The sequence below is a fragment of the Citrobacter sp. RHB36-C18 genome (genome assembly GCF_013814485.1).
GTDB classification, from domain to species: Bacteria; Pseudomonadota; Gammaproteobacteria; order Enterobacterales; family Enterobacteriaceae; genus Citrobacter; species Citrobacter braakii.
The window spans coordinates 4,540,208-4,562,157 of sequence record NZ_CP057125.1 but is presented as its reverse complement, the minus strand read 5'-3'; the positions used below and the strand labels follow the sequence as shown (position 1 = coordinate 4,562,157).

The 21,950-nt window shown below is 51.1% G+C and carries 13 protein-coding genes, 6 tRNA genes, 3 rRNA genes, 1 pseudogene and 1 riboswitch; of the genes and pseudogenes, 21 read left to right on the top strand and 2 right to left on the bottom strand.

What is annotated here, in order from left to right; all coding sequences use genetic code 11:
• Nucleotides 1-7 precede the first annotated feature (7 nt).
• A riboswitch (cobalamin riboswitch) is annotated at nucleotides 8-195 on the top strand.
• 64 nt (nucleotides 196-259) lie between these two features.
• The 9 genes from btuB (at nucleotide 260) to birA (ending at nucleotide 10,688) form a co-directional block, all read left to right on the top strand.
• Nucleotides 260-2,098, top strand: a complete 1,839-nt coding sequence (gene btuB / locus HVZ52_RS21610) for a TonB-dependent vitamin B12 receptor BtuB (RefSeq protein WP_047497611.1) — start codon at nucleotides 260-262, stop codon at nucleotides 2,096-2,098.
• Nucleotides 2,043-2,894: a glutamate racemase gene (gene murI, locus HVZ52_RS21605; protein WP_016157938.1), complete on the top strand. Its 852-nt coding sequence runs from the start codon at nucleotides 2,043-2,045 to the stop codon at nucleotides 2,892-2,894. Before btuB ends, murI begins: the two co-directional genes overlap by 56 nt.
• Nucleotides 2,895-3,246: 352 nt before the next feature.
• Nucleotides 3,247-4,788 (top strand): 16S ribosomal RNA (locus HVZ52_RS21600).
• A gap of 71 nt (nucleotides 4,789-4,859) precedes the next feature.
• Nucleotides 4,860-4,936, top strand: a tRNA-Ile gene (locus HVZ52_RS21595).
• A gap of 108 nt (nucleotides 4,937-5,044) precedes the next feature.
• Nucleotides 5,045-5,120, top strand: a tRNA-Ala gene (locus HVZ52_RS21590).
• Nucleotides 5,121-5,328: 208 nt separating this feature from the next.
• A 23S ribosomal RNA gene (locus tag HVZ52_RS21585) occupies nucleotides 5,329-8,235 on the top strand.
• Between the two features lie 98 nt (nucleotides 8,236-8,333).
• Nucleotides 8,334-8,449, top strand: a 5S ribosomal RNA gene (gene rrf / locus HVZ52_RS21580).
• Together the 16S, 23S and 5S rRNA genes with 2 tRNA genes alongside form the textbook arrangement of a ribosomal RNA operon.
• 251 nt (nucleotides 8,450-8,700) lie before the next feature.
• The gene (gene murB / locus HVZ52_RS21575; RefSeq protein ID WP_181598680.1) at nucleotides 8,701-9,729 is read left to right on the top strand and encodes a UDP-N-acetylmuramate dehydrogenase; all 1,029 of its coding nucleotides are present in this window, start codon (nucleotides 8,701-8,703) and stop codon (nucleotides 9,727-9,729) included.
• Nucleotides 9,726-10,688 carry a bifunctional biotin--[acetyl-CoA-carboxylase] ligase/biotin operon repressor BirA gene (gene birA, locus HVZ52_RS21570; RefSeq protein ID WP_181598679.1) on the top strand — a complete coding sequence of 321 codons (963 nt, stop codon included), beginning with the start codon at nucleotides 9,726-9,728 and terminating at the stop codon, nucleotides 10,686-10,688. Before murB ends, birA begins: the two co-directional genes overlap by 4 nt.
• Nucleotides 10,689-10,721: 33 nt before the next feature.
• Here birA and coaA read toward each other — a convergent pair whose 3' ends face one another.
• Complete coding sequence (coaA, locus tag HVZ52_RS21565; protein WP_003031107.1) at nucleotides 10,722-11,672, bottom strand: type I pantothenate kinase; 951 nt, start codon at nucleotides 11,670-11,672, stop codon at nucleotides 10,722-10,724.
• 301 nt (nucleotides 11,673-11,973) lie between these two features.
• Nucleotides 11,974-12,042: pseudogene (locus tag HVZ52_RS23105) on the bottom strand (hypothetical protein); the annotation flags it as partial.
• Between the two features lie 19 nt (nucleotides 12,043-12,061).
• On the opposite strand from HVZ52_RS23105, the gene HVZ52_RS21560 reads away from it, so the two are divergent.
• From HVZ52_RS21560 to rpoB, 12 genes are all read left to right on the top strand, one after another.
• Nucleotides 12,062-12,137 (top strand) — tRNA-Thr (locus HVZ52_RS21560).
• An 8-nt stretch (nucleotides 12,138-12,145) separates the two neighbouring features.
• Nucleotides 12,146-12,230, top strand: a tRNA-Tyr gene (locus HVZ52_RS21555).
• Between the two features lie 114 nt (nucleotides 12,231-12,344).
• Nucleotides 12,345-12,419, top strand: a tRNA-Gly gene (locus HVZ52_RS21550).
• A 5-nt stretch (nucleotides 12,420-12,424) separates the two neighbouring features.
• A tRNA-Thr gene (locus HVZ52_RS21545) sits at nucleotides 12,425-12,500 on the top strand.
• Nucleotides 12,501-12,618: 118 nt separating this feature from the next.
• The gene (tuf, locus tag HVZ52_RS21540) at nucleotides 12,619-13,803 is read left to right on the top strand and encodes an elongation factor Tu (protein WP_003031109.1); all 1,185 of its coding nucleotides are present in this window, start codon (nucleotides 12,619-12,621) and stop codon (nucleotides 13,801-13,803) included.
• 230 nt (nucleotides 13,804-14,033) lie between these two features.
• Complete coding sequence (gene secE / locus HVZ52_RS21535; protein WP_003033128.1) at nucleotides 14,034-14,417, top strand: preprotein translocase subunit SecE; 384 nt, start codon at nucleotides 14,034-14,036, stop codon at nucleotides 14,415-14,417.
• Nucleotide 14,418: 1 nt separating this feature from the next.
• Nucleotides 14,419-14,964 carry a transcription termination/antitermination protein NusG gene (gene nusG / locus HVZ52_RS21530; protein WP_003033125.1) on the top strand — a complete coding sequence of 182 codons (546 nt, stop codon included), beginning with the start codon at nucleotides 14,419-14,421 and terminating at the stop codon, nucleotides 14,962-14,964.
• A gap of 155 nt (nucleotides 14,965-15,119) precedes the next feature.
• The gene (rplK, locus tag HVZ52_RS21525; RefSeq protein WP_003033122.1) at nucleotides 15,120-15,548 is read left to right on the top strand and encodes a 50S ribosomal protein L11; all 429 of its coding nucleotides are present in this window, start codon (nucleotides 15,120-15,122) and stop codon (nucleotides 15,546-15,548) included.
• Between the two features lie 3 nt (nucleotides 15,549-15,551).
• On the top strand, nucleotides 15,552-16,259 hold the full coding sequence (rplA, locus tag HVZ52_RS21520; RefSeq protein ID WP_016155300.1) for a 50S ribosomal protein L1: 708 nt from the start codon (nucleotides 15,552-15,554) through the stop codon (nucleotides 16,257-16,259).
• Between the two features lie 358 nt (nucleotides 16,260-16,617).
• On the top strand, nucleotides 16,618-17,115 hold the full coding sequence (rplJ, locus tag HVZ52_RS21515) for a 50S ribosomal protein L10 (RefSeq protein WP_005132895.1): 498 nt from the start codon (nucleotides 16,618-16,620) through the stop codon (nucleotides 17,113-17,115).
• A 66-nt stretch (nucleotides 17,116-17,181) separates the two neighbouring features.
• On the top strand, nucleotides 17,182-17,547 hold the full coding sequence (gene rplL, locus HVZ52_RS21510) for a 50S ribosomal protein L7/L12 (protein ID WP_000028882.1): 366 nt from the start codon (nucleotides 17,182-17,184) through the stop codon (nucleotides 17,545-17,547).
• Nucleotides 17,548-17,867: 320 nt separating this feature from the next.
• Entirely contained in the window at nucleotides 17,868-21,896 is a 4,029-nt protein-coding gene (rpoB, locus tag HVZ52_RS21505) for a DNA-directed RNA polymerase subunit beta (RefSeq protein WP_003033111.1), read from the top strand.
• Nucleotides 21,897-21,950 lie beyond the last annotated feature (54 nt).

Sequence of the window (21,950 nt, the reverse complement as noted above, 5' to 3'; positions counted from 1 at the left end):
TAACAAACTGTAGCATCCGTTTTCCGGTCCTGTGAGTTAAAAGGGAATCCAGTGTGAATCTGGAGCTGACGCGCAGCGGTAAGGAAGGTAGGAGATGATCGCACCTGGTGCAGACACTGCGGCTTGCCGTGGGAAGTCATCATCTCTTTAAGTTGCCTCCAAGCCCGAAGACCTGCCGGCTAACGTCGCATCTGGTTTTCATCATCGCGTACTATCGGTGGGACCTGCGGCATCCTTCTTATATTGTGGATGCTTTACAATGATTAAAAAATCGTTGCTGTGCACGGCGCTGTCCGTCACAGCATTTTCGGGTTGGGCGCAGGACACTAGCCCAGATACTCTCGTCGTCACTGCCAACCGTTTTCAGCAGCCTCGTAGCGCTGTGCTTGCCCCTATCACCGTTGTTACGCGTCAGGATATCGATCGCTGGCAATCCACTTCCGTCAATGATGTGCTTCGTCGCCTGCCGGGCGTGGATATCGCCCAATACGGTGGTATGGGACAAAATTCGTCTATTTCTATTCGCGGTACCAACGCCAGCCATGTGCTGGTGTTGATTGACGGCGTGCGTCTGAACCTGGCAGGGGTTAGCGGCGCAGCCGATCTTAGCCAGTTCCCAGTCTCGTTAGTGCAACGTATCGAATACATTCGTGGGCCGCGTTCGGCGGTTTATGGTTCTGATGCGATTGGCGGTGTGGTGAATATCATTACCACGCGTGAAAAGCCGGGGACGGAACTCACTGCCGGTGTGGGGAGCAATGGGTATCAGAATTATGATGTCTCAACCCAACAACAGCTTGGCGAAAATACGCGCGTCACATTAATGGGCGATTATGCCTATACCAAAGGTTTTGATGTTGTCGCATACGGTAGCACTGGCTCTCAGGCTCAGCCCGACAAAGACGGTTTCTTAAGTAAGACGCTGTATGGCGCGCTGGAACATAACTTTTCCGATACATGGAGCGGGTTTGTTCGCGGCTACGGCTATGATAACCGAACAGATTATGACGCGTATTATTATCCTGGGACGCCGTTAGTGGATACCCGTCAGCTCTATAGCCAAAGCTGGGATGCTGGGCTGCGCTTTAATGGCGAGCTTATCCAGTCACAACTGGTTTCCAGCTATAGCCATAGTAAAGATTACAACTATGATCCGGATTATGGCCGCTATGACTCCTCGGCCACACTGGATGATATGAAGCAATATAATGTTCAGTGGTCCAACAGTATGGTGCTTGGTCACGGTAATGTAGGCGCAGGCGTTGACTGGCAAAAGCAAACCACGACGCCTGGCACCGGGTATGTCACGGACGGTTACGATCAGCGTAATACGGGTCTCTACCTGACCGGGTTGCAGCAACTGGGCGACTTTACCTTTGAAGGTGCGGCGCGCAGTGATGATAACTCCGAGTTTGGCCGTCATGGCACATGGCAAACCAGCGCCGGATGGGAGTTTATTGAAGGCTATCGCTTTATTGCGTCCTACGGTACATCTTACAAAGCGCCTAATCTCGGACAGTTGCATGGTTATTACGGCAATTCGAACCTGGATCCTGAACAAAGTAAGCAATGGGAAGGGGCGTTTGAAGGCTTAACGGCGGGCGTGAACTGGCGTGTATCCGGATATCGTAATGATATCGATGACATGATCGATTACGACCCGCATACCGAGAAATACTTTAACGAAGGTAAAGTTCGTATTAAAGGTGTGGAAGCGACCGCAAACTTTGATACCGGGCCGTTGGCACATACGCTGAGCTACGATTATGTCGATTCGCGCAATGCGATTACGGACAAGCCGCTCGCACGCCGTTCTAAAAACCAGGTGAAGTACCAGCTCGACTGGCAGGTTTATGATTTTGACTGGGGCCTGACGTATCATTACCTGGGAACTCGTTATGACACTGACTACGTAACCTACCAGCCGGTAAAAATGGGTGGGGTTAGCCTGTGGGATCTTGGCGTGTCATATCCAATCACCTCACAGCTGACAGTTCGTGGTAAAATCGCCAACCTGTTCGATAAAGATTACGAGACAGTTTATGGCTACGCAACTGCAGGACGGGAATACACCTTGTCTGGCAGCTACACTTTCTGATCCGCGTCCCACCGTGCTGGTGTTTGATTCCGGCGTCGGTGGGTTGTCGGTCTATGACGAGATCCGGCGTCTTCTGCCGGATCTCCACTATATATACGCTTTCGACAACGTCGCCTTTCCTTATGGAGAGAAGAGCGAGGAGTTTATCGTCGAACGTGTTGTTGAGATTGTGACTGCGGTCCAGCAGCGCTATCCCCTCTCTCTTGCGGTCATCGCGTGTAATACAGCAAGTACGGTATCGCTCCCTGCATTACGTGAGAAATTTGCCTTTCCGGTTGTGGGCGTGGTGCCTGCTATTAAACCGGCGGCGCGACTCACGGCGAATGGTGTGGTGGGACTGCTGGCTACGCGTGCAACGGTGAAGCGTTCATATACCCATGAGTTGATTGCACGGTTTGCTAACGAATGTCAGATAGCGATGCTGGGTTCCGCTGAGCTGGTGGAACTGGCGGAAGCGAAGCTGCACGGTGAAACCGTTTCTCTGGAAGAACTGCGTCGTGTCCTGCGCCCTTGGCTGCGGATGTCGGAACCACCTGACACGGTGGTGCTCGGATGCACCCATTTCCCTCTATTACGGGAAGAACTTTTACAGGTCCTGCCCGAGGGGACGCGGCTGGTGGATTCTGGTGCCGCGATTGCGCGTCGTACGGCCTGGTTATTAGAACATGAAGCGCCAGACGCGAAATCAACTGATGAGAATGTCGCATTCTGCATGGCAATGACGGCAGAAGCCGAACAATTATTGCCCGTGCTGCAGCGTTATGGCTTTAAGACGCTCGAAAAACTGGCTGTTTAGGCTGTTTTGGTGGAAAAATGAGCACTCGGAAGATTATTTTAAATTTCCCCTTGTCAGCCTGAAATAACTCCCTATAATGCGCCTCCACTGACACGGAACAACGGATTACAAGCTGCCGGGTCAGCGGAGAAAAGCGAAAATAAACGCTTGACTCTGCAGCGGGATGGCGTAATATGCACACCCCGCGCCGCTGAGAAAAAGCGAAGCGGCACTGCTCTTTAACAATTTATCAGACAATCTGTGTGGGCACTCGAAGATACGGATTCTTAACGTCGCAAGACGAAAAATGAATACCAAGTCTCTGAGTGAACACGTAATTCATTACGAAGTTTAATTCACGAGCATCAAACTTAAATTGAAGAGTTTGATCATGGCTCAGATTGAACGCTGGCGGCAGGCCTAACACATGCAAGTCGAACGGTAGCACAGAGGAGCTTGCTCCTTGGGTGACGAGTGGCGGACGGGTGAGTAATGTCTGGGAAACTGCCCGATGGAGGGGGATAACTACTGGAAACGGTAGCTAATACCGCATAACGTCGCAAGACCAAAGAGGGGGACCTTCGGGCCTCTTGCCATCGGATGTGCCCAGATGGGATTAGCTAGTAGGTGGGGTAACGGCTCACCTAGGCGACGATCCCTAGCTGGTCTGAGAGGATGACCAGCCACACTGGAACTGAGACACGGTCCAGACTCCTACGGGAGGCAGCAGTGGGGAATATTGCACAATGGGCGCAAGCCTGATGCAGCCATGCCGCGTGTATGAAGAAGGCCTTCGGGTTGTAAAGTACTTTCAGCGAGGAGGAAGGCATTGTGGTTAATAACCGCAGTGATTGACGTTACTCGCAGAAGAAGCACCGGCTAACTCCGTGCCAGCAGCCGCGGTAATACGGAGGGTGCAAGCGTTAATCGGAATTACTGGGCGTAAAGCGCACGCAGGCGGTCTGTCAAGTCGGATGTGAAATCCCCGGGCTCAACCTGGGAACTGCATCCGAAACTGGCAGGCTAGAGTCTTGTAGAGGGGGGTAGAATTCCAGGTGTAGCGGTGAAATGCGTAGAGATCTGGAGGAATACCGGTGGCGAAGGCGGCCCCCTGGACAAAGACTGACGCTCAGGTGCGAAAGCGTGGGGAGCAAACAGGATTAGATACCCTGGTAGTCCACGCCGTAAACGATGTCGACTTGGAGGTTGTGCCCTTGAGGCGTGGCTTCCGGAGCTAACGCGTTAAGTCGACCGCCTGGGGAGTACGGCCGCAAGGTTAAAACTCAAATGAATTGACGGGGGCCCGCACAAGCGGTGGAGCATGTGGTTTAATTCGATGCAACGCGAAGAACCTTACCTACTCTTGACATCCAGAGAACTTAGCAGAGATGCTTTGGTGCCTTCGGGAACTCTGAGACAGGTGCTGCATGGCTGTCGTCAGCTCGTGTTGTGAAATGTTGGGTTAAGTCCCGCAACGAGCGCAACCCTTATCCTTTGTTGCCAGCGGTCCGGCCGGGAACTCAAAGGAGACTGCCAGTGATAAACTGGAGGAAGGTGGGGATGACGTCAAGTCATCATGGCCCTTACGAGTAGGGCTACACACGTGCTACAATGGCATATACAAAGAGAAGCGACCTCGCGAGAGCAAGCGGACCTCATAAAGTATGTCGTAGTCCGGATTGGAGTCTGCAACTCGACTCCATGAAGTCGGAATCGCTAGTAATCGTGGATCAGAATGCCACGGTGAATACGTTCCCGGGCCTTGTACACACCGCCCGTCACACCATGGGAGTGGGTTGCAAAAGAAGTAGGTAGCTTAACCTTCGGGAGGGCGCTTACCACTTTGTGATTCATGACTGGGGTGAAGTCGTAACAAGGTAACCGTAGGGGAACCTGCGGTTGGATCACCTCCTTACCTTAAAGAAACGTTCTTTGTAGTGCTCACACAGATTGTCTGATGAAAATTAGCAGTAAGAAAATCTCTGCAGGCTTGTAGCTCAGGTGGTTAGAGCGCACCCCTGATAAGGGTGAGGTCGGTGGTTCAAGTCCACTCAGGCCTACCAAATTTCTGCTGATGCTGCGTTGCGGCGACGCTCACATACTTCAGTATGCTTCGCGTCACCACGCCTTGCCTCAACAGAAATTAAGGTTAAACGAGATTTAACTACGATGGGGCTATAGCTCAGCTGGGAGAGCGCCTGCCTTGCACGCAGGAGGTCTGCGGTTCGATCCCGCATAGCTCCACCATTCCTTACTGCAAAAACACAAGAAAACTTCAGAGTGTACCTGAAAAGGTTCACTGCGAAGTTTTGCTCTTTAAAAATCTGGATCAAGCTGAAAATTGAAACGACACACTGTTTCATTTCTCCGTAAACAAGAAATGAAAAGCGGTGTGTTCGAGTCTCTCAAATTTTCGCAACACTGAAGTGTTTTACGAAACATCTTCGGGTTGTGAGGTTAAGCGACTAAGCGTACACGGTGGATGCCCTGGCAGTCAGAGGCGATGAAGGACGTGCTAATCTGCGATAAGCGTCGGTAAGGTGATATGAACCGTTATAACCGGCGATTTCCGAATGGGGAAACCCAGTGTGATTCGTCACACTATCATTACGTGAATACATAGCGTAATGAAGCGAACCGGGGGAACTGAAACATCTAAGTACCCCGAGGAAAAGAAATCAACCGAGATTCCCCCAGTAGCGGCGAGCGAACGGGGAGCAGCCCAGAGTCTGAATCAGCATGTGTGGTAGTGGAACGGTCTGGAAAGTCCGACGGTACAGGGTGATAGTCCCGTACACAAAAGTGCATGTGTTGTGAACTCGAAGAGTAGGGCGGGACACGTGGTATCCTGTCTGAATATGGGGGGACCATCCTCCAAGGCTAAATACTCCTGACTGACCGATAGTGAACCAGTACCGTGAGGGAAAGGCGAAAAGAACCCCGGCGAGGGGAGTGAAAAAGAACCTGAAACCGTGTACGTACAAGCAGTGGGAGCCTCTTTATGGGGTGACTGCGTACCTTTTGTATAATGGGTCAGCGACTTATATTCTGTAGCAAGGTTAACCGAATAGGGGAGCCGAAGGGAAACCGAGTCTTAACTGGGCGTTAAGTTGCAGGGTATAGACCCGAAACCCGGTGATCTAGCCATGGGCAGGTTGAAGGTTGGGTAACACTAACTGGAGGACCGAACCGACTAATGTTGAAAAATTAGCGGATGACTTGTGGCTGGGGGTGAAAGGCCAATCAAACCGGGAGATAGCTGGTTCTCCCCGAAAGCTATTTAGGTAGCGCCTCGTGAACTCATCTTCGGGGGTAGAGCACTGTTTCGGCTAGGGGGTCATCCCGACTTACCAACCCGATGCAAACTGCGAATACCGAAGAATGTTATCACGGGAGACACACGGCGGGTGCTAACGTCCGTCGTGAAGAGGGAAACAACCCAGACCGCCAGCTAAGGTCCCAAAGTCATGGTTAAGTGGGAAACGATGTGGGAAGGCACAGACAGCCAGGATGTTGGCTTAGAAGCAGCCATCATTTAAAGAAAGCGTAATAGCTCACTGGTCGAGTCGGCCTGCGCGGAAGATGTAACGGGGCTAAACCATGCACCGAAGCTGCGGCAGCGACACTATGTGTTGTTGGGTAGGGGAGCGTTCTGTAAGCCGTTGAAGGTGTGCTGTGAGGCATGCTGGAGGTATCAGAAGTGCGAATGCTGACATAAGTAACGATAATGCGGGTGAAAAACCCGCACGCCGGAAGACCAAGGGTTCCTGTCCAACGTTAATCGGGGCAGGGTGAGTCGACCCCTAAGGCGAGGCCGAAAGGCGTAGTCGATGGGAAACAGGTTAATATTCCTGTACTTGGTGTTACTGCGAAGGGGGGACGGAGAAGGCTATGTTAGCCGGGCGACGGTTGTCCCGGTTTAAGCATGTAGGCGGAGATTCCAGGTAAATCCGGAGTCTTGTTAACGCTGAGGTGTGATGACGAGGCACTACGGTGCTGAAGTAACAAATGCCCTGCTTCCAGGAAAAGCCTCTAAGCATCAGGTAACACAAAATCGTACCCCAAACCGACACAGGTGGTCAGGTAGAGAATACCAAGGCGCTTGAGAGAACTCGGGTGAAGGAACTAGGCAAAATGGTGCCGTAACTTCGGGAGAAGGCACGCTGATATGTAGGTGAAGTGATTTACTCATGGAGCTGAAATCAGTCGAAGATACCAGCTGGCTGCAACTGTTTATTAAAAACACAGCACTGTGCAAACACGAAAGTGGACGTATACGGTGTGACGCCTGCCCGGTGCCGGAAGGTTAATTGATGGGGTTATCCGTAAGGAGAAGCTCTTGATCGAAGCCCCGGTAAACGGCGGCCGTAACTATAACGGTCCTAAGGTAGCGAAATTCCTTGTCGGGTAAGTTCCGACCTGCACGAATGGCGTAATGATGGCCAGGCTGTCTCCACCCGAGACTCAGTGAAATTGAACTCGCTGTGAAGATGCAGTGTACCCGCGGCAAGACGGAAAGACCCCGTGAACCTTTACTATAGCTTGACACTGAACACTGGTCCTTGATGTGTAGGATAGGTGGGAGGCTTTGAAGTGTGGACGCCAGTCTGCATGGAGCCAACCTTGAAATACCACCCTTTAATGGCTGGTGTTCTAACGTAGACCCGTAATCCGGGTTGCGGACAGTGTCTGGTGGGTAGTTTGACTGGGGCGGTCTCCTCCTAAAGAGTAACGGAGGAGCACGAAGGTTAGCTAATCCTGGTCGGACATCAGGAGGTTAGTGCAAAGGCATAAGCTAGCTTGACTGCGAGAGTGACGGCTCGAGCAGGTGCGAAAGCAGGTCTTAGTGATCCGGTGGTTCTGAATGGAAGGGCCATCGCTCAACGGATAAAAGGTACTCCGGGGATAACAGGCTGATACCGCCCAAGAGTTCATATCGACGGCGGTGTTTGGCACCTCGATGTCGGCTCATCACATCCTGGGGCTGAAGTAGGTCCCAAGGGTATGGCTGTTCGCCATTTAAAGTGGTACGCGAGCTGGGTTTAGAACGTCGTGAGACAGTTCGGTCCCTATCTGCCGTGGGCGCTGGAGAATTGAGGGGGGCTGCTCCTAGTACGAGAGGACCGGAGTGGACGCATCACTGGTGTTCGGGTTGTCATGCCAATGGCATTGCCCGGTAGCTAAATGCGGAAGAGATAAGTGCTGAAAGCATCTAAGCACGAAACTTGCCCCGAGATGAGTTCTCCCTGACCCTTTAAGGGTCCTGAAGGAACGTTGAAGACGACGACGTTGATAGGTCGGGTGTGTAAGCGTAGCGATACGTTGAGCTAACCGATACTAATGAACCGTGAGGCTTAACCTTACAACGCCGAAGATGTTTTGGCGAAAGAGACATCGAAATTCAGCTTGATTACAGATTACATCGACAGGCCCGAGAGGTGTGTTGATAAACAGAATTTGCCTGGCGGCTGTAGCGCGGTGGTCCCACCTGACCCCATGCCGAACTCAGAAGTGAAACGCCGTAGCGCCGATGGTAGTGTGGGGTCTCCCCATGCGAGAGTAGGGAACTGCCAGGCATTAAATAAGTGAAGAAGCCCATCCTGCCGGATGGGCTTTTTTGCGTCTGCAGGGAGTGAAAACTGCCGGATGTGGCCTTCCGCCTTATCCGGCCAGCGTCTGTTATTACCGGATACGGTGCCTGTAAACCTTATTCTGCCTGTGATTGCAGCCTCATCGGTTGCAAAGCAACATCCTAAGCTTCCATAACACAAGCCATCCTGCAGCATATACGGTAAACTAAGCGCGATTTTGCATCAGGAAAGCGTCTATGAATCACTCCCTTAAAGCCTGGAACACCTTCGGTATCGATCAACAAGCTAATGTGCTTGTCTGTGCTGAAAATGAGCAACAACTACTAAATGCCTGGCAATCAGCCAATGCATCACATCATCCAGTGCTAATCCTGGGCGAAGGGAGTAACGTCCTGTTTCTTGATGCCTTCCATGGAACGGTGATCGTCAACCGTATCAAGGGAATAGCGATTACAGAACAACCTGATGCGTGGCATTTGCACGTAGGCGCGGGTGAAAACTGGCATCATCTGGTAGAGCATACGCTGCAGCAAAGCATGCCCGGGCTGGAAAATCTGGCGCTGATCCCCGGCTGCGTGGGTTCATCGCCAATCCAGAATATTGGTGCCTATGGCGTAGAACTGCGGCGCGTCTGCGAATATGTGGACTGCGTAGAGCTTTCGACCGGCAAACATCTGCGCGTCAGCGCCGCAGAATGCCGATTTGGTTACCGTGACAGTATCTTCAAACATGAGTACCAGTATCGTTTCGCGATTGTAGCTGTTGGTCTGCGCTTACCTAAACAGTGGCAACCCGTTCTCACTTACGGTGACCTGACGCGTCTTGATCCTGCCACGGTAACGCCTCGGCAGGTTTTTGATTCTGTTTGCCATATGCGCACCACAAAACTGCCCGATCCAAAAGTAAACGGTAATGCGGGGAGCTTCTTTAAAAACCCGGTAGTCACCGCGGATATTGCACAGGAGCTCCTGGCGAAATTCCCGACAGCACCTCAATACCCACAGGCTGATGGCTCTGTGAAACTGGCTGCTGGCTGGCTTATCGATCAATGTCAGCTAAAAGGCATGCGCATTGGTGGCGCAGTGGTACATCAGCAGCAGGCACTGGTGCTGATCAATGCAGGCCATGCTACGAGTCAGGATGTGGTGCAACTGGCGCATCACGTACGCCAAAAAGTCGGTGAGAAATTCAATGTCTGGCTTGAACCGGAAGTCCGGTTTATTGGCCCACTGGGTGAAGTAAATGCCGTGGAGATCGTTGCATGAAGGATAATACCGTCCCCCTGACGCTTATTTCATTATTATCCGATGGTGAATTTCACTCTGGTGAGCAACTCGGTGAAAAGCTGGGAATGAGCCGTGCGGCAATCAATAAACATGTCCAGACGCTACGTGACTGGGGTGTTGATGTATTTACTGTCCCTGGTAAAGGATACAGCTTACCTGAACCTATCCAGCTATTAGATTCATCACTTATTTATTCTCAGCTGGATGGCGGGAATATAACGGTCCTGCCGGTTATCGACTCAACCAATCAGTACCTGATGGATCGAATTGGTCAACTGGAGTCAGGGGACGCCTGCGTCGCTGAGTATCAGCAGGCCGGTCGTGGTCGTCGTGGACGTAAATGGTTCTCTCCCTTTGGCGCCAATCTGTACCTTTCAATGTTCTGGCGACTGGAACAAGGACCGGCAGCCGCGATTGGCCTGAGCCTGGTGATTGGTATTGTCATGGCTGAGGTTTTACGCGATCTGGGCGCGGATAAAGTACGTGTTAAATGGCCGAACGACCTCTATTTGCTCGACCGTAAACTGGCAGGGATCCTGGTTGAACTCACCGGAAAAACGGGCGATGCCGCACAGATTGTTATTGGGGCGGGTATAAACATGTCCATGCGTCGGGTTGAGGAGAATGTGGTTAATCAAGGCTGGATTAATCTGCAGGAGGCGGGTATTACCATTGACCGCAATACTCTGGCTGCCCGACTGATCCGCGAGCTGCGCGCTGCCCTGGTACTGTTTGAGCATGAGGGCCTGGCGCCGTATTTGTCCCGCTGGAGGGTGCTGGATAACTTTATCGACCGCTCTGTTAAACTCATTATTGGTGATAAAGAAATATTTGGCGTATCTCGTGGAATAGATGCGCAAGGTGCATTACTACTCGAACAAAATGGCGTGATAAAACCCTGGATGGGTGGGGAAATATCGCTTAGAAGCGCTGAATAATAAGAAGGGGAGCTATGACTCCCCTTTATTTTTTTATTTTCGTAATCTGACTTGCTCAACGGCATGATTAGCGCTTTTCGTCATGATTAAGCTGGCTCGCTCACGCGTTGGTAAAATATTCTGTTTTAAATTCAACCAGTTGATTTCTTTCCACAGCGATGTGGCCGTGTTGATTGCCTCGTCTTCCGACAATTTCGCATAGTTATGGAAATAAGAGTCTGGGTTGGTAAATGCCCCTTCGCGGAATTTCAGGAAGCGGTTGATATACCACGTCTGGAGTAATTCTTCTGGCGCATCCACATAAATAGAAAAGTCGACAAAGTCAGAAACAAATACATGATGTGGATCGTGAGGATAGTCCATCCCGCTTTGTAACACATTGAGCCCTTCGAGGATTAATATGTCGGGCTGGGCAACGGTTTTGTCGCCATCAGGGATCACATCATAAATCAGATGAGAATAGACCGGTGCCGTAACGTTGGGGACGCCAGACTTTAGATCGGAAACGAATTTAACCAGACGGTGCATATCATAGGACTGAGGAAAGCCTTTCTTCTTCATGAGCCCACGATCTTTCAACACCTGGTTAGGATGAAGAAAACCGTCAGTAGTGATCAGCTCAACCTTACGATGCTCGGGCCAGCGACTCAGTAACGCTTGCAACACACGTGCAGTCGTACTTTTGCCGACGGCGACGCTGCCAGCAATGCTAATAATATAAGGAATACGCTCGCCGTTGGTGCCTAAAAATTGCTCCAGCACAGCCTGACGCCGCAGGTTCGAACTGATGTAAAAATTTAGCAAACGCGATAATGGTAAATAAATCTCAGCAACTTCTTCCAGCGATAAGTCTTCGTTAATGCCTTTCAGACGAGCAATCTCTTCCTCGGTCAGAGTCATCGGCACGGAATCACGAAGCGCAGCCCACTGGTTGCGATCAAACTGTAGGTAAGGCGACGTTAACGCTTGCTCTTTTATACTCATACGCATGGTCTGGCTGTCATTGCTATATCAGGTCTGCGGTAAAAAACGAAATCATCCCCGGTACGCAATGGCACGCACATTTCAGTTAATTTGGACAATGGGCAGGAGGGTAACACCAGATGGGAGGGAATAATAAGAAAAAATCGTCCCCTGAAACGCAATGTGACGGCTATTCCAGATGTATAAAGATGCACTTTCTCTCTATTGATAACGGCATGCTGGAGCAAAATGCCTTCTGGGAGCGCGGCTGACGTTGGAAATTTGTTCAATTCGAAGAAGAAATAGATTATTTATCGGTCGTATAGCGCAAAATGTGAGCGATAGAACATTTTATGCAATTTTTTAGTTGCATGAGTGCGCATGTCTCCATAAAATGCGCGCTACTTGATGCCGACTTAGCTCAGTAGGTAGAGCAACTGACTTGTAATCAGTAGGTCACCAGTTCGATTCCGGTAGTCGGCACCATCAAGTCCGGTGGGGTTCCCGAGCGGCCAAAGGGAGCAGACTGTAAATCTGCCGTCACAGACTTCGAAGGTTCGAATCCTTCCCCCACCACCACTTTCTGGCAGCGTTATCGCCGCCTGAGTTGGTTAAAAAATTAATCAGCTCGAATAAAAAAGAGAGAAATCTCTTTTTTATTACAGAAAGAACTGGGTAGCCGAGTTTCAGGATGCGGGCATCGTATAATGGCTATTACCTCAGCCTTCCAAGCTGATGATGCGGGTTCGATTCCCGCTGCCCGCTCCAGACGTGCTGATATGGCTCAGTTGGTAGAGCGCACCCTTGGTAAGGGTGAGGTCCCCAGTTCGACTCTGGGTATCAGCACCACTTCACTTCTCCTTCCCGTTTCTCTCTGTTTACTTTTAAAAGCATTCAACAGCTCAGGCATATGGCCTGGTTGATGTGGTGATATCACCGATTTATCCGTGTCTTAGAGGGACAATCGATGTCTAAAGAAAAATTTGAACGTACAAAACCGCACGTTAACGTCGGTACTATCGGCCACGTTGACCATGGTAAAACAACGCTGACCGCTGCAATCACTACCGTACTGGCTAAAACCTACGGCGGTGCTGCTCGTGCATTCGACCAGATCGATAACGCGCCGGAAGAAAAAGCTCGTGGTATCACCATCAACACTTCTCACGTTGAATATGACACCCCGACTCGCCACTACGCACACGTAGACTGCCCGGGCCACGCCGACTATGTTAAAAACATGATCACCGGTGCTGCGCAGATGGACGGCGCGATCCTGGTTGTTGCTGCGACTGACGGCCCGATGCCGCAGACTCGTGAGCACATCCTGCTGGGTCGTCAGGTAGGCGTTCCGTACATCATCGTGTTCCTGAACAAATGCGACATGGTTGATGACGAAGAGCTGCTGGAACTGGTAGAAATGGAAGTTCGTGAACTTCTGTCTCAGTACGATTTCCCGGGCGACGACACTCCGATCGTTCGTGGTTCTGCTCTGAAAGCGCTGGAAGGCGAAGCAGAGTGGGAAGCGAAAATCATCGAACTGGCTGGCTTCCTGGATTCTTATATCCCAGAACCAGAGCGTGCGATTGACAAGCCGTTCCTGCTGCCTATCGAAGACGTATTCTCCATCTCCGGTCGTGGTACCGTTGTTACCGGTCGTGTAGAGCGCGGTATCATCAAAGTTGGTGAAGAAGTTGAAATCGTTGGTATCAAAGAGACTGCTAAGTCTACCTGTACTGGCGTTGAAATGTTCCGCAAACTGCTGGACGAAGGCCGTGCTGGTGAGAACGTTGGTGTTCTGCTGCGTGGTATCAAACGTGAAGAAATCGAACGTGGTCAGGTACTGGCTAAGCCGGGCTCTATCAAGCCGCACACCAAGTTCGAATCTGAAGTGTACATTCTGTCCAAAGACGAAGGCGGCCGTCATACTCCGTTCTTCAAAGGCTACCGTCCGCAGTTCTACTTCCGTACTACTGACGTGACTGGTACCATCGAACTGCCGGAAGGCGTTGAGATGGTAATGCCGGGCGACAACATCAAAATGGTTGTTACCCTGATCCACCCAATCGCGATGGACGACGGTCTGCGTTTCGCAATCCGTGAAGGCGGCCGTACTGTTGGTGCGGGCGTTGTTGCCAAAGTAATGAGCTAATTGCCGAATAACATTTGACGCAATGCGCAATAAAAGGGCATCATTTGATGCCCTTTTTGCACGCTTTCACACCAGAACCTGGCTCATCAGTGATTTTATTTGTCATAATCATTGCTGAGACAGGCTCTGAAGAGGGCGTTTAGTCCGAAACGCACCAGAGCATTTCGGTTTGGATCGCCTCGCTTACGCGGGGTGAAAATGTTTGTAGAATACTTCTGACAGGTTGGTTTATGAGTGCGAATACCGAAGCTCAAGGAAGCGGGCGCGGCCTGGAAGCGATGAAGTGGGTTGTTGTCGCTGTATTGCTGCTTGTAGCTATCGTTGGCAACTACCTCTATCGTGACATGATGCTGCCGCTGCGTGCGCTGGCCGTAGTGATTCTGATTGCCGCAGCGGGTGGTGTCGCGCTGTTGACAACAAAAGGTAAAGCGACCGTTGCTTTTGCCCGTGAAGCGAGAACCGAAGTCCGTAAGGTCATTTGGCCAACTCGCCAGGAAACATTGCACACCACATTAATTGTGGCTGCGGTTACCGCAGTAATGTCACTGATCCTGTGGGGACTGGATGGTATTCTGGTTCGCCTGGTATCCTTTATCACTGGCCTGAGGTTCTAAGATGTCTGAAGCCCCTAAAAAGCGCTGGTACGTCGTTCAGGCGTTTTCCGGTTTTGAAGGCCGCGTAGCTACATCGTTGCGCGAATATATCAAGTTACAAAATATGGAAGAGTTGTTTGGCGAAGTCATGGTGCCGACCGAAGAAGTGGTCGAAATCCGTGGCGGTCAGCGTCGCAAGAGCGAACGTAAATTCTTCCCGGGCTATGTATTGGTCCAGATGGTGATGAATGACGCAAGCTGGCACCTGGTGCGCAGCGTGCCGCGTGTGATGGGCTTTATCGGCGGTACATCTGACCGTCCGGCGCCGATCAGCGACAAAGAAGTTGATGCGATCATGAACCGTCTGCAGCAGGTTGGCGACAAGCCGCGTCCGAAAACGATGTTTGAGCCAGGTGAAATGGTTCGCGTTAGCGACGGTCCGTTCGCTGACTTTAACGGCGTGGTTGAAGAAGTGGACTACGAGAAGTCTCGTCTGAAAGTTTCCGTATCTATCTTCGGTCGTGCGACTCCGGTTGAACTGGACTTCGCACAGGTTGAAAAAGCCTAACACCCCGATCAAAAAAGCGACGATTTAATCGTTGCACAAGGCGCGAGATTGGAATACAATTTCGCGCCTTTTGTTTTTATGGATCCTATCCGTAAAACGAATTTAATCACGGGGAGCCTCCTTGAGGCGTTATAACCCAACTAGAGGAATTTAGAATGGCTAAGAAAGTCCAAGCCTATGTCAAGCTGCAGGTTGCAGCTGGTATGGCTAACCCGAGTCCGCCGGTAGGTCCTGCACTGGGTCAACAAGGCGTGAACATCATGGAATTCTGCAAAGCGTTCAACGCTAAAACTGATTCCATGGAAAAAGGTCTGCCAATCCCGGTTGTTATCACCGTTTACGCTGACCGTTCTTTCACTTTCGTTACCAAAACGCCTCCGGCAGCAGTTCTGCTGAAGAAAGCGGCTGGTATCAAGTCTGGTTCCGGCAAGCCGAACAAAGACAAAGTGGGTAAAATTTCCCGCGCTCAGCTGCAGGAAATCGCGCAGACCAAAGCTGCCGACATGACTGGTTCCGACATTGAAGCGATGACTCGCTCCATTGAAGGTACTGCACGTTCCATGGGCCTGGTAGTGGAGGACTAAGAAATGGCTAAACTGACCAAGCGCATGTCCGTGATCCGTGACAAAGTTGATGCTACTAAGCAGTATGACATCAACGAAGCTATCGCTCTGCTGAAAGAGCTGGCCACTGCTAAATTCGTAGAAAGCGTGGACGTTGCTGTTAACCTCGGCATCGATGCTCGTAAATCTGACCAGAACGTACGTGGTGCAACTGTACTGCCGCACGGTACTGGCCGTTCCGTTCGCGTAGCCGTATTTACCCAGGGTGCAAACGCTGAAGCTGCTAAAGCTGCAGGCGCTGAGCTGGTAGGTATGGAAGATCTGGCTGAACAGATCAAGAAAGGCGAAATGAACTTTGACGTTGTTATTGCTTCCCCGGATGCAATGCGCGTTGTTGGCCAGCTGGGTCAGGTTCTGGGTCCGCGCGGCCTGATGCCAAACCCGAAAGTTGGTACTGTAACTCCTAACGTTGCTGAAGCTGTTAAGAATGCTAAAGCTGGTCAGGTTCGTTACCGTAACGACAAAAACGGCATCATCCACACCACCATCGGTAAAGTGGATTTTGACGCTGACAAACTGAAAGAAAACCTGGAAGCTCTGCTGGTTGCGCTGAAAAAAGCAAAACCGACTCAGGCAAAAGGCGTGTACATCAAGAAAGTTAGCATCTCCACCACCATGGGTGCTGGCGTTGCCGTTGATCAGTCCGGTCTGACTGCGACTGTGGCGAACTAATATTCGCCTTTACGTGGGCGGTGATTTTGTCTACAATCTTACCCCCACGTATTCTGCTAATTGCAGACGTATATCTGAGATATTCAGGCTGTGGCAAGGCAGTCAACGCCACTACAGATTGAATAGCGACAGATAGAAAAGATTTGTTCGTTGGAGCCTGGCCTAATCCAGGCCTCCGTCGAAGACCGCAGGTGTTTCGTAAGAAACTTAATGCCCTGCGTAGACGGTGACAGAACGCTAAGATTATTTCTGATACTCTGGCTTGTTTCTGCTCACCGTATTTAGACGCTCTCTCCGTTGGGGGGAGTGAAGTGAGTTCCGGAACATGAGTTCCGGCAAACATCCAGGAGCAAAGCTAATGGCTTTAAATCTTCAAGACAAACAAGCGATTGTTGCTGAAGTCAGCGAAGTAGCCAAAGGCGCGCTGTCTGCAGTAGTTGCGGATTCCCGTGGCGTAACTGTAGATAAAATGACTGAACTGCGTAAAGCAGGTCGTGAAGCTGGCGTATACATGCGTGTTGTTCGTAACACCCTGCTGCGCCGCGTCGTTGAAGGTACTCAGTTCGAGTGCCTGAAAGACACGTTTGTTGGTCCGACCCTGATTGCATACTCTATGGAACACCCGGGCGCTGCTGCTCGTCTGTTCAAAGAGTTCGCGAAAGCGAATGCAAAATTTGAGGTCAAAGCCGCAGCCTTTGAAGGTGAGTTGATTACGGCATCGAATATCGATCGCCTGGCAACTCTGCCGACCTACGAAGAAGCAATTGCACGCCTGATGGCAACCATGAAAGAAGCTTCGGCTGGCAAACTGGTTCGTACTCTGGCTGCTGTACGCGATGCGAAAGAAGCTGCTTAATCGCAGTTATCTTTGTAAAGCATCTGCTTACGTATAAACTTATTCTGATTTTCAGGAACAATTTAAATGTCTATCACTAAAGATCAAATCATTGAAGCAGTATCCGCTATGTCCGTAATGGACGTTGTAGAACTGATTTCTGCAATGGAAGAAAAATTCGGTGTTTCTGCTGCTGCTGCTGTAGCTGTAGCTGCTGGCCCGGCTGAAGCTGCTGAAGAAAAAACTGAATTCGACGTAATTCTGAAAGCTGCTGGCGCTAACAAAGTTGCTGTTATCAAAGCAGTACGTGGCGCAACTGGCCTGGGTCTGAAAGAAGCTAAAGACCTGGTAGAATCTGCACCGGCTGCGCTGAAAGAAGGCGTGAGCAAAGACGACGCAGAAGCACTGAAAAAATCTCTGGAAGAAGCTGGCGCTGAAGTTGAAGTTAAATAAGCCAACTTTTCTGGTTGCAGCCTAAGAAATTAGGCTGATGGCTGGTGACTTTTTAGTCACCAGCCTTTTTGCGCTGTAAGGCGCCAGTAGCATTTCACACTGTTTGACTACTGCTGTGCCTTTCAATGCTTGTTTCTATCGACGTCTTAATATACTGCGACAGAACGTCAGTTCTGTGTAAATCGCAATGAAATGGTTTAAGCGTGATAGCAACAGGCATTGCGGAAAGTATTCGATTTTCCGGTCAACAAAATAGTGTTGCACAAACTGTCCCTTCGTCGGACAGATGGGTCGACTTGTCAGCGAGCTGAGGAACCCTAATGGTTTACTCCTATACCGAGAAAAAACGTATTCGTAAGGATTTTGGTAAACGTCCGCAAGTGTTGGACATACCTTATCTCCTTTCTATCCAGCTTGACTCGTTTCAGAAGTTCATCGAGCAAGATCCTGAAGGGCAGTATGGTCTGGAAGCAGCTTTCCGTTCCGTTTTCCCGATTCAGAGCTACAGCGGTAATTCCGAGCTGCAATACGTCAGCTACCGCCTTGGCGAACCGGTGTTTGACGTTCAGGAATGTCAGATCCGTGGCGTGACCTATTCCGCACCGCTGCGCGTAAAACTGCGCCTGGTGATCTACGAGCGCGAAGCGCCGGAAGGCACCGTAAAAGACATTAAAGAACAAGAAGTCTACATGGGCGAAATTCCGCTCATGACAGACAACGGTACCTTTGTTATCAACGGTACTGAGCGTGTTATCGTTTCTCAGCTGCACCGTAGTCCTGGCGTCTTTTTTGACTCCGACAAAGGTAAAACCCACTCTTCGGGTAAAGTGCTGTATAACGCGCGTATTATCCCTTACCGTGGTTCCTGGCTGGACTTCGAATTCGATCCGAAGGACAACCTGTTCGTACGTATTGACCGTCGCCGTAAACTGCCTGCGACCATTATTCTGCGTGCACTGAACTACACTACTGAGCAGATCCTTGACCTATTCTTTGAGAAAGTTGTTTTCGAAATTCGTGACAACAAGCTGCAGATGGAACTGGTGCCGGAACGCCTGCGTGGTGAAACCGCCTCCTTTGACATCGAAGCTAACGGCAAAGTCTACGTCGAAAAAGGCCGTCGCATCACTGCGCGCCACATTCGCCAGCTGGAAAAAGACGATATCAAACATATCGAAGTTCCGGTTGAATACATTGCTGGTAAAGTTGCGGCTAAAGACTACGTTGACGAATCTACTGGCGAGCTGATCTGCGCAGCTAACATGGAGCTGAGTCTGGATCTGCTGGCTAAGCTGAGCCAGTCTGGCCACAAGCGTATCGAAACGCTGTTCACCAACGATCTGGACCACGGTCCGTACATTTCTGAAACTGTACGTGTCGACCCAACCAACGATCGTCTGAGCGCGCTGGTAGAAATCTACCGCATGATGCGCCCTGGTGAGCCGCCGACGCGTGAAGCTGCTGAAAGCCTGTTCGAGAACCTGTTCTTCTCCGAAGACCGCTATGACCTGTCTGCGGTTGGTCGTATGAAGTTCAACCGTTCTCTGCTGCGCGACGAAATCGAAGGTTCCGGTATCCTGAGCAAAGATGACATCATCGAAGTGATGAAGAAGCTCATCGATATCCGTAACGGTAAAGGCGAAGTCGATGATATCGACCACCTCGGTAACCGTCGTATCCGTTCCGTAGGCGAAATGGCGGAAAACCAGTTCCGCGTTGGCCTGGTACGTGTTGAGCGTGCGGTGAAAGAGCGTCTGTCTCTGGGCGATCTGGATACCCTGATGCCTCAGGATATGATCAACGCTAAGCCGATTTCTGCAGCAGTGAAAGAGTTCTTTGGTTCCAGCCAGCTGTCTCAGTTTATGGACCAGAACAACCCGCTGTCTGAGATTACGCACAAACGTCGTATCTCTGCACTCGGCCCAGGCGGTTTGACCCGTGAACGCGCAGGCTTCGAAGTTCGAGACGTACACCCGACTCACTACGGTCGCGTATGTCCAATCGAAACGCCTGAAGGTCCGAACATCGGTCTGATCAACTCCTTGTCTGTGTACGCACAGACTAACGAATACGGCTTCCTCGAGACTCCGTACCGTAAAGTGACCGACGGTGTTGTAACTGACGAAATTCATTACCTGTCTGCTATCGAAGAAGGCAACTACGTTATCGCTCAGGCGAACTCCAACCTGGATGACGAAGGCCACTTTGTAGAAGATCTGGTTACCTGCCGTAGCAAAGGCGAATCCAGCTTGTTCAGCCGTGACCAGGTTGACTACATGGACGTATCCACCCAGCAGGTGGTATCCGTCGGTGCGTCCCTGATCCCGTTCCTGGAACACGATGACGCCAACCGTGCATTGATGGGTGCGAACATGCAACGTCAGGCGGTTCCGACTCTGCGTGCTGATAAGCCGCTGGTTGGTACCGGTATGGAACGTGCTGTTGCCGTCGACTCCGGTGTTACCGCAGTTGCTAAACGTGGCGGTACCGTCCAGTACGTGGATGCTTCCCGTATCGTTATCAAAGTTAACGAAGACGAGATGTACCCGGGCGAAGCAGGTATCGACATTTATAACCTGACCAAATACACCCGTTCTAACCAGAACACCTGTATCAACCAGATGCCTTGCGTATCTCTGGGCGAGCCGGTTGAACGTGGTGATGTGCTGGCAGACGGTCCGTCCACCGATCTCGGTGAACTGGCGCTCGGTCAGAACATGCGCGTGGCATTCATGCCATGGAATGGTTACAACTTCGAAGACTCCATCCTCGTATCTGAGCGTGTTGTCCAGGAAGACCGTTTCACCACCATCCACATTCAGGAACTGGCATGTGTGTCCCGTGACACCAAGCTGGGGCCGGAAGAGATCACCGCTGACATCCCGAACGTGGGTGAAGCTGCGCTCTCCAAACTGGATGAATCCGGTATCGTTTATATCGGCGCGGAAGTAACCGGTGGCGACATTCTGGTTGGTAAGGTAACGCCGAAAGGTGAAACCCAGCTGACGCCAGAAGAGAAGCTGCTGCGTGCGATCTTCGGTGAGAAAGCGTCTGACGTTAAAGACTCTTCTCTGCGCGTGCCAAACGGTGTTTCCGGTACGATTATCGACGTTCAGGTCTTTACTCGCGATGGCGTAGAAAAAGACAAACGTGCGCTGGAAATCGAAGAGATGCAGCTGAAGCAGGCGAAAAAAGACCTGTCTGAAGAACTGCAAATCCTCGAAGCTGGCCTGTTCAGCCGTATCTACGCTGTGCTGGTTTCCGGTGGTGTTGAAGCTGAGAAGCTCGACAAACTGCCGCGCGATCGCTGGTTAGAACTCGGCCTGACCGACGAAGAGAAACAAAATCAGCTGGAACAACTGGCTGAGCAGTACGACGAACTGAAACACGAGTTCGAGAAAAAACTCGAAGCGAAACGCCGTAAAATCACTCAGGGCGACGATCTGGCACCGGGCGTGCTGAAGATTGTTAAGGTTTATCTGGCGGTTAAACGTCGGATCCAGCCTGGTGATAAGATGGCAGGTCGTCACGGTAACAAGGGTGTAATCTCTAAGATCAACCCGATCGAAGATATGCCACACGATGCTAACGGTACGCCGGTAGATATCGTGCTGAACCCGCTGGGCGTACCATCGCGTATGAACATCGGTCAGATCCTTGAAACCCACCTGGGTATGGCTGCGAAAGGTATCGGCGATAAGATCAACGCCATGCTGAAACAGCAGCAGGAAGTCGCGAAACTGCGCGAATTCATCCAGCGTGCTTACGATCTGGGTTCAGATGTTCGTCAGAAAGTTGACCTGAATACCTTCAGCGATGAAGAAGTTCTGCGTCTGGCTGAAAACCTGAAAAAAGGTATGCCGATCGCAACGCCGGTGTTCGACGGTGCGAAAGAGTCTGAAATCAAGGAACTGTTACAGCTGGGTGGCCTGCCGACTTCCGGTCAGATCACACTGTTCGACGGTCGTACCGGTGAGCAGTTCGAGCGCCAGGTTACCGTTGGCTACATGTACATGCTGAAACTGAACCACCTGGTTGATGACAAGATGCATGCGCGTTCTACCGGTTCTTACAGCCTGGTTACTCAGCAGCCGCTGGGTGGTAAGGCTCAGTTCGGTGGTCAGCGCTTCGGGGAGATGGAAGTGTGGGCGCTTGAAGCATACGGCGCGGCATACACCCTGCAGGAAATGCTCACCGTTAAGTCTGATGACGTGAACGGTCGTACTAAGATGTATAAAAACATCGTGGACGGCAACCATCAGATGGAACCAGGCATGCCGGAATCCTTCAACGTACTGTTGAAAGAGATTCGTTCGCTGGGTATCAACATCGAGCTGGAAGACGAGTAACTCTCGATCAAACAGGTCACTGGTGCTGGCGTAACAGCCAGCGCCAGATTGTGC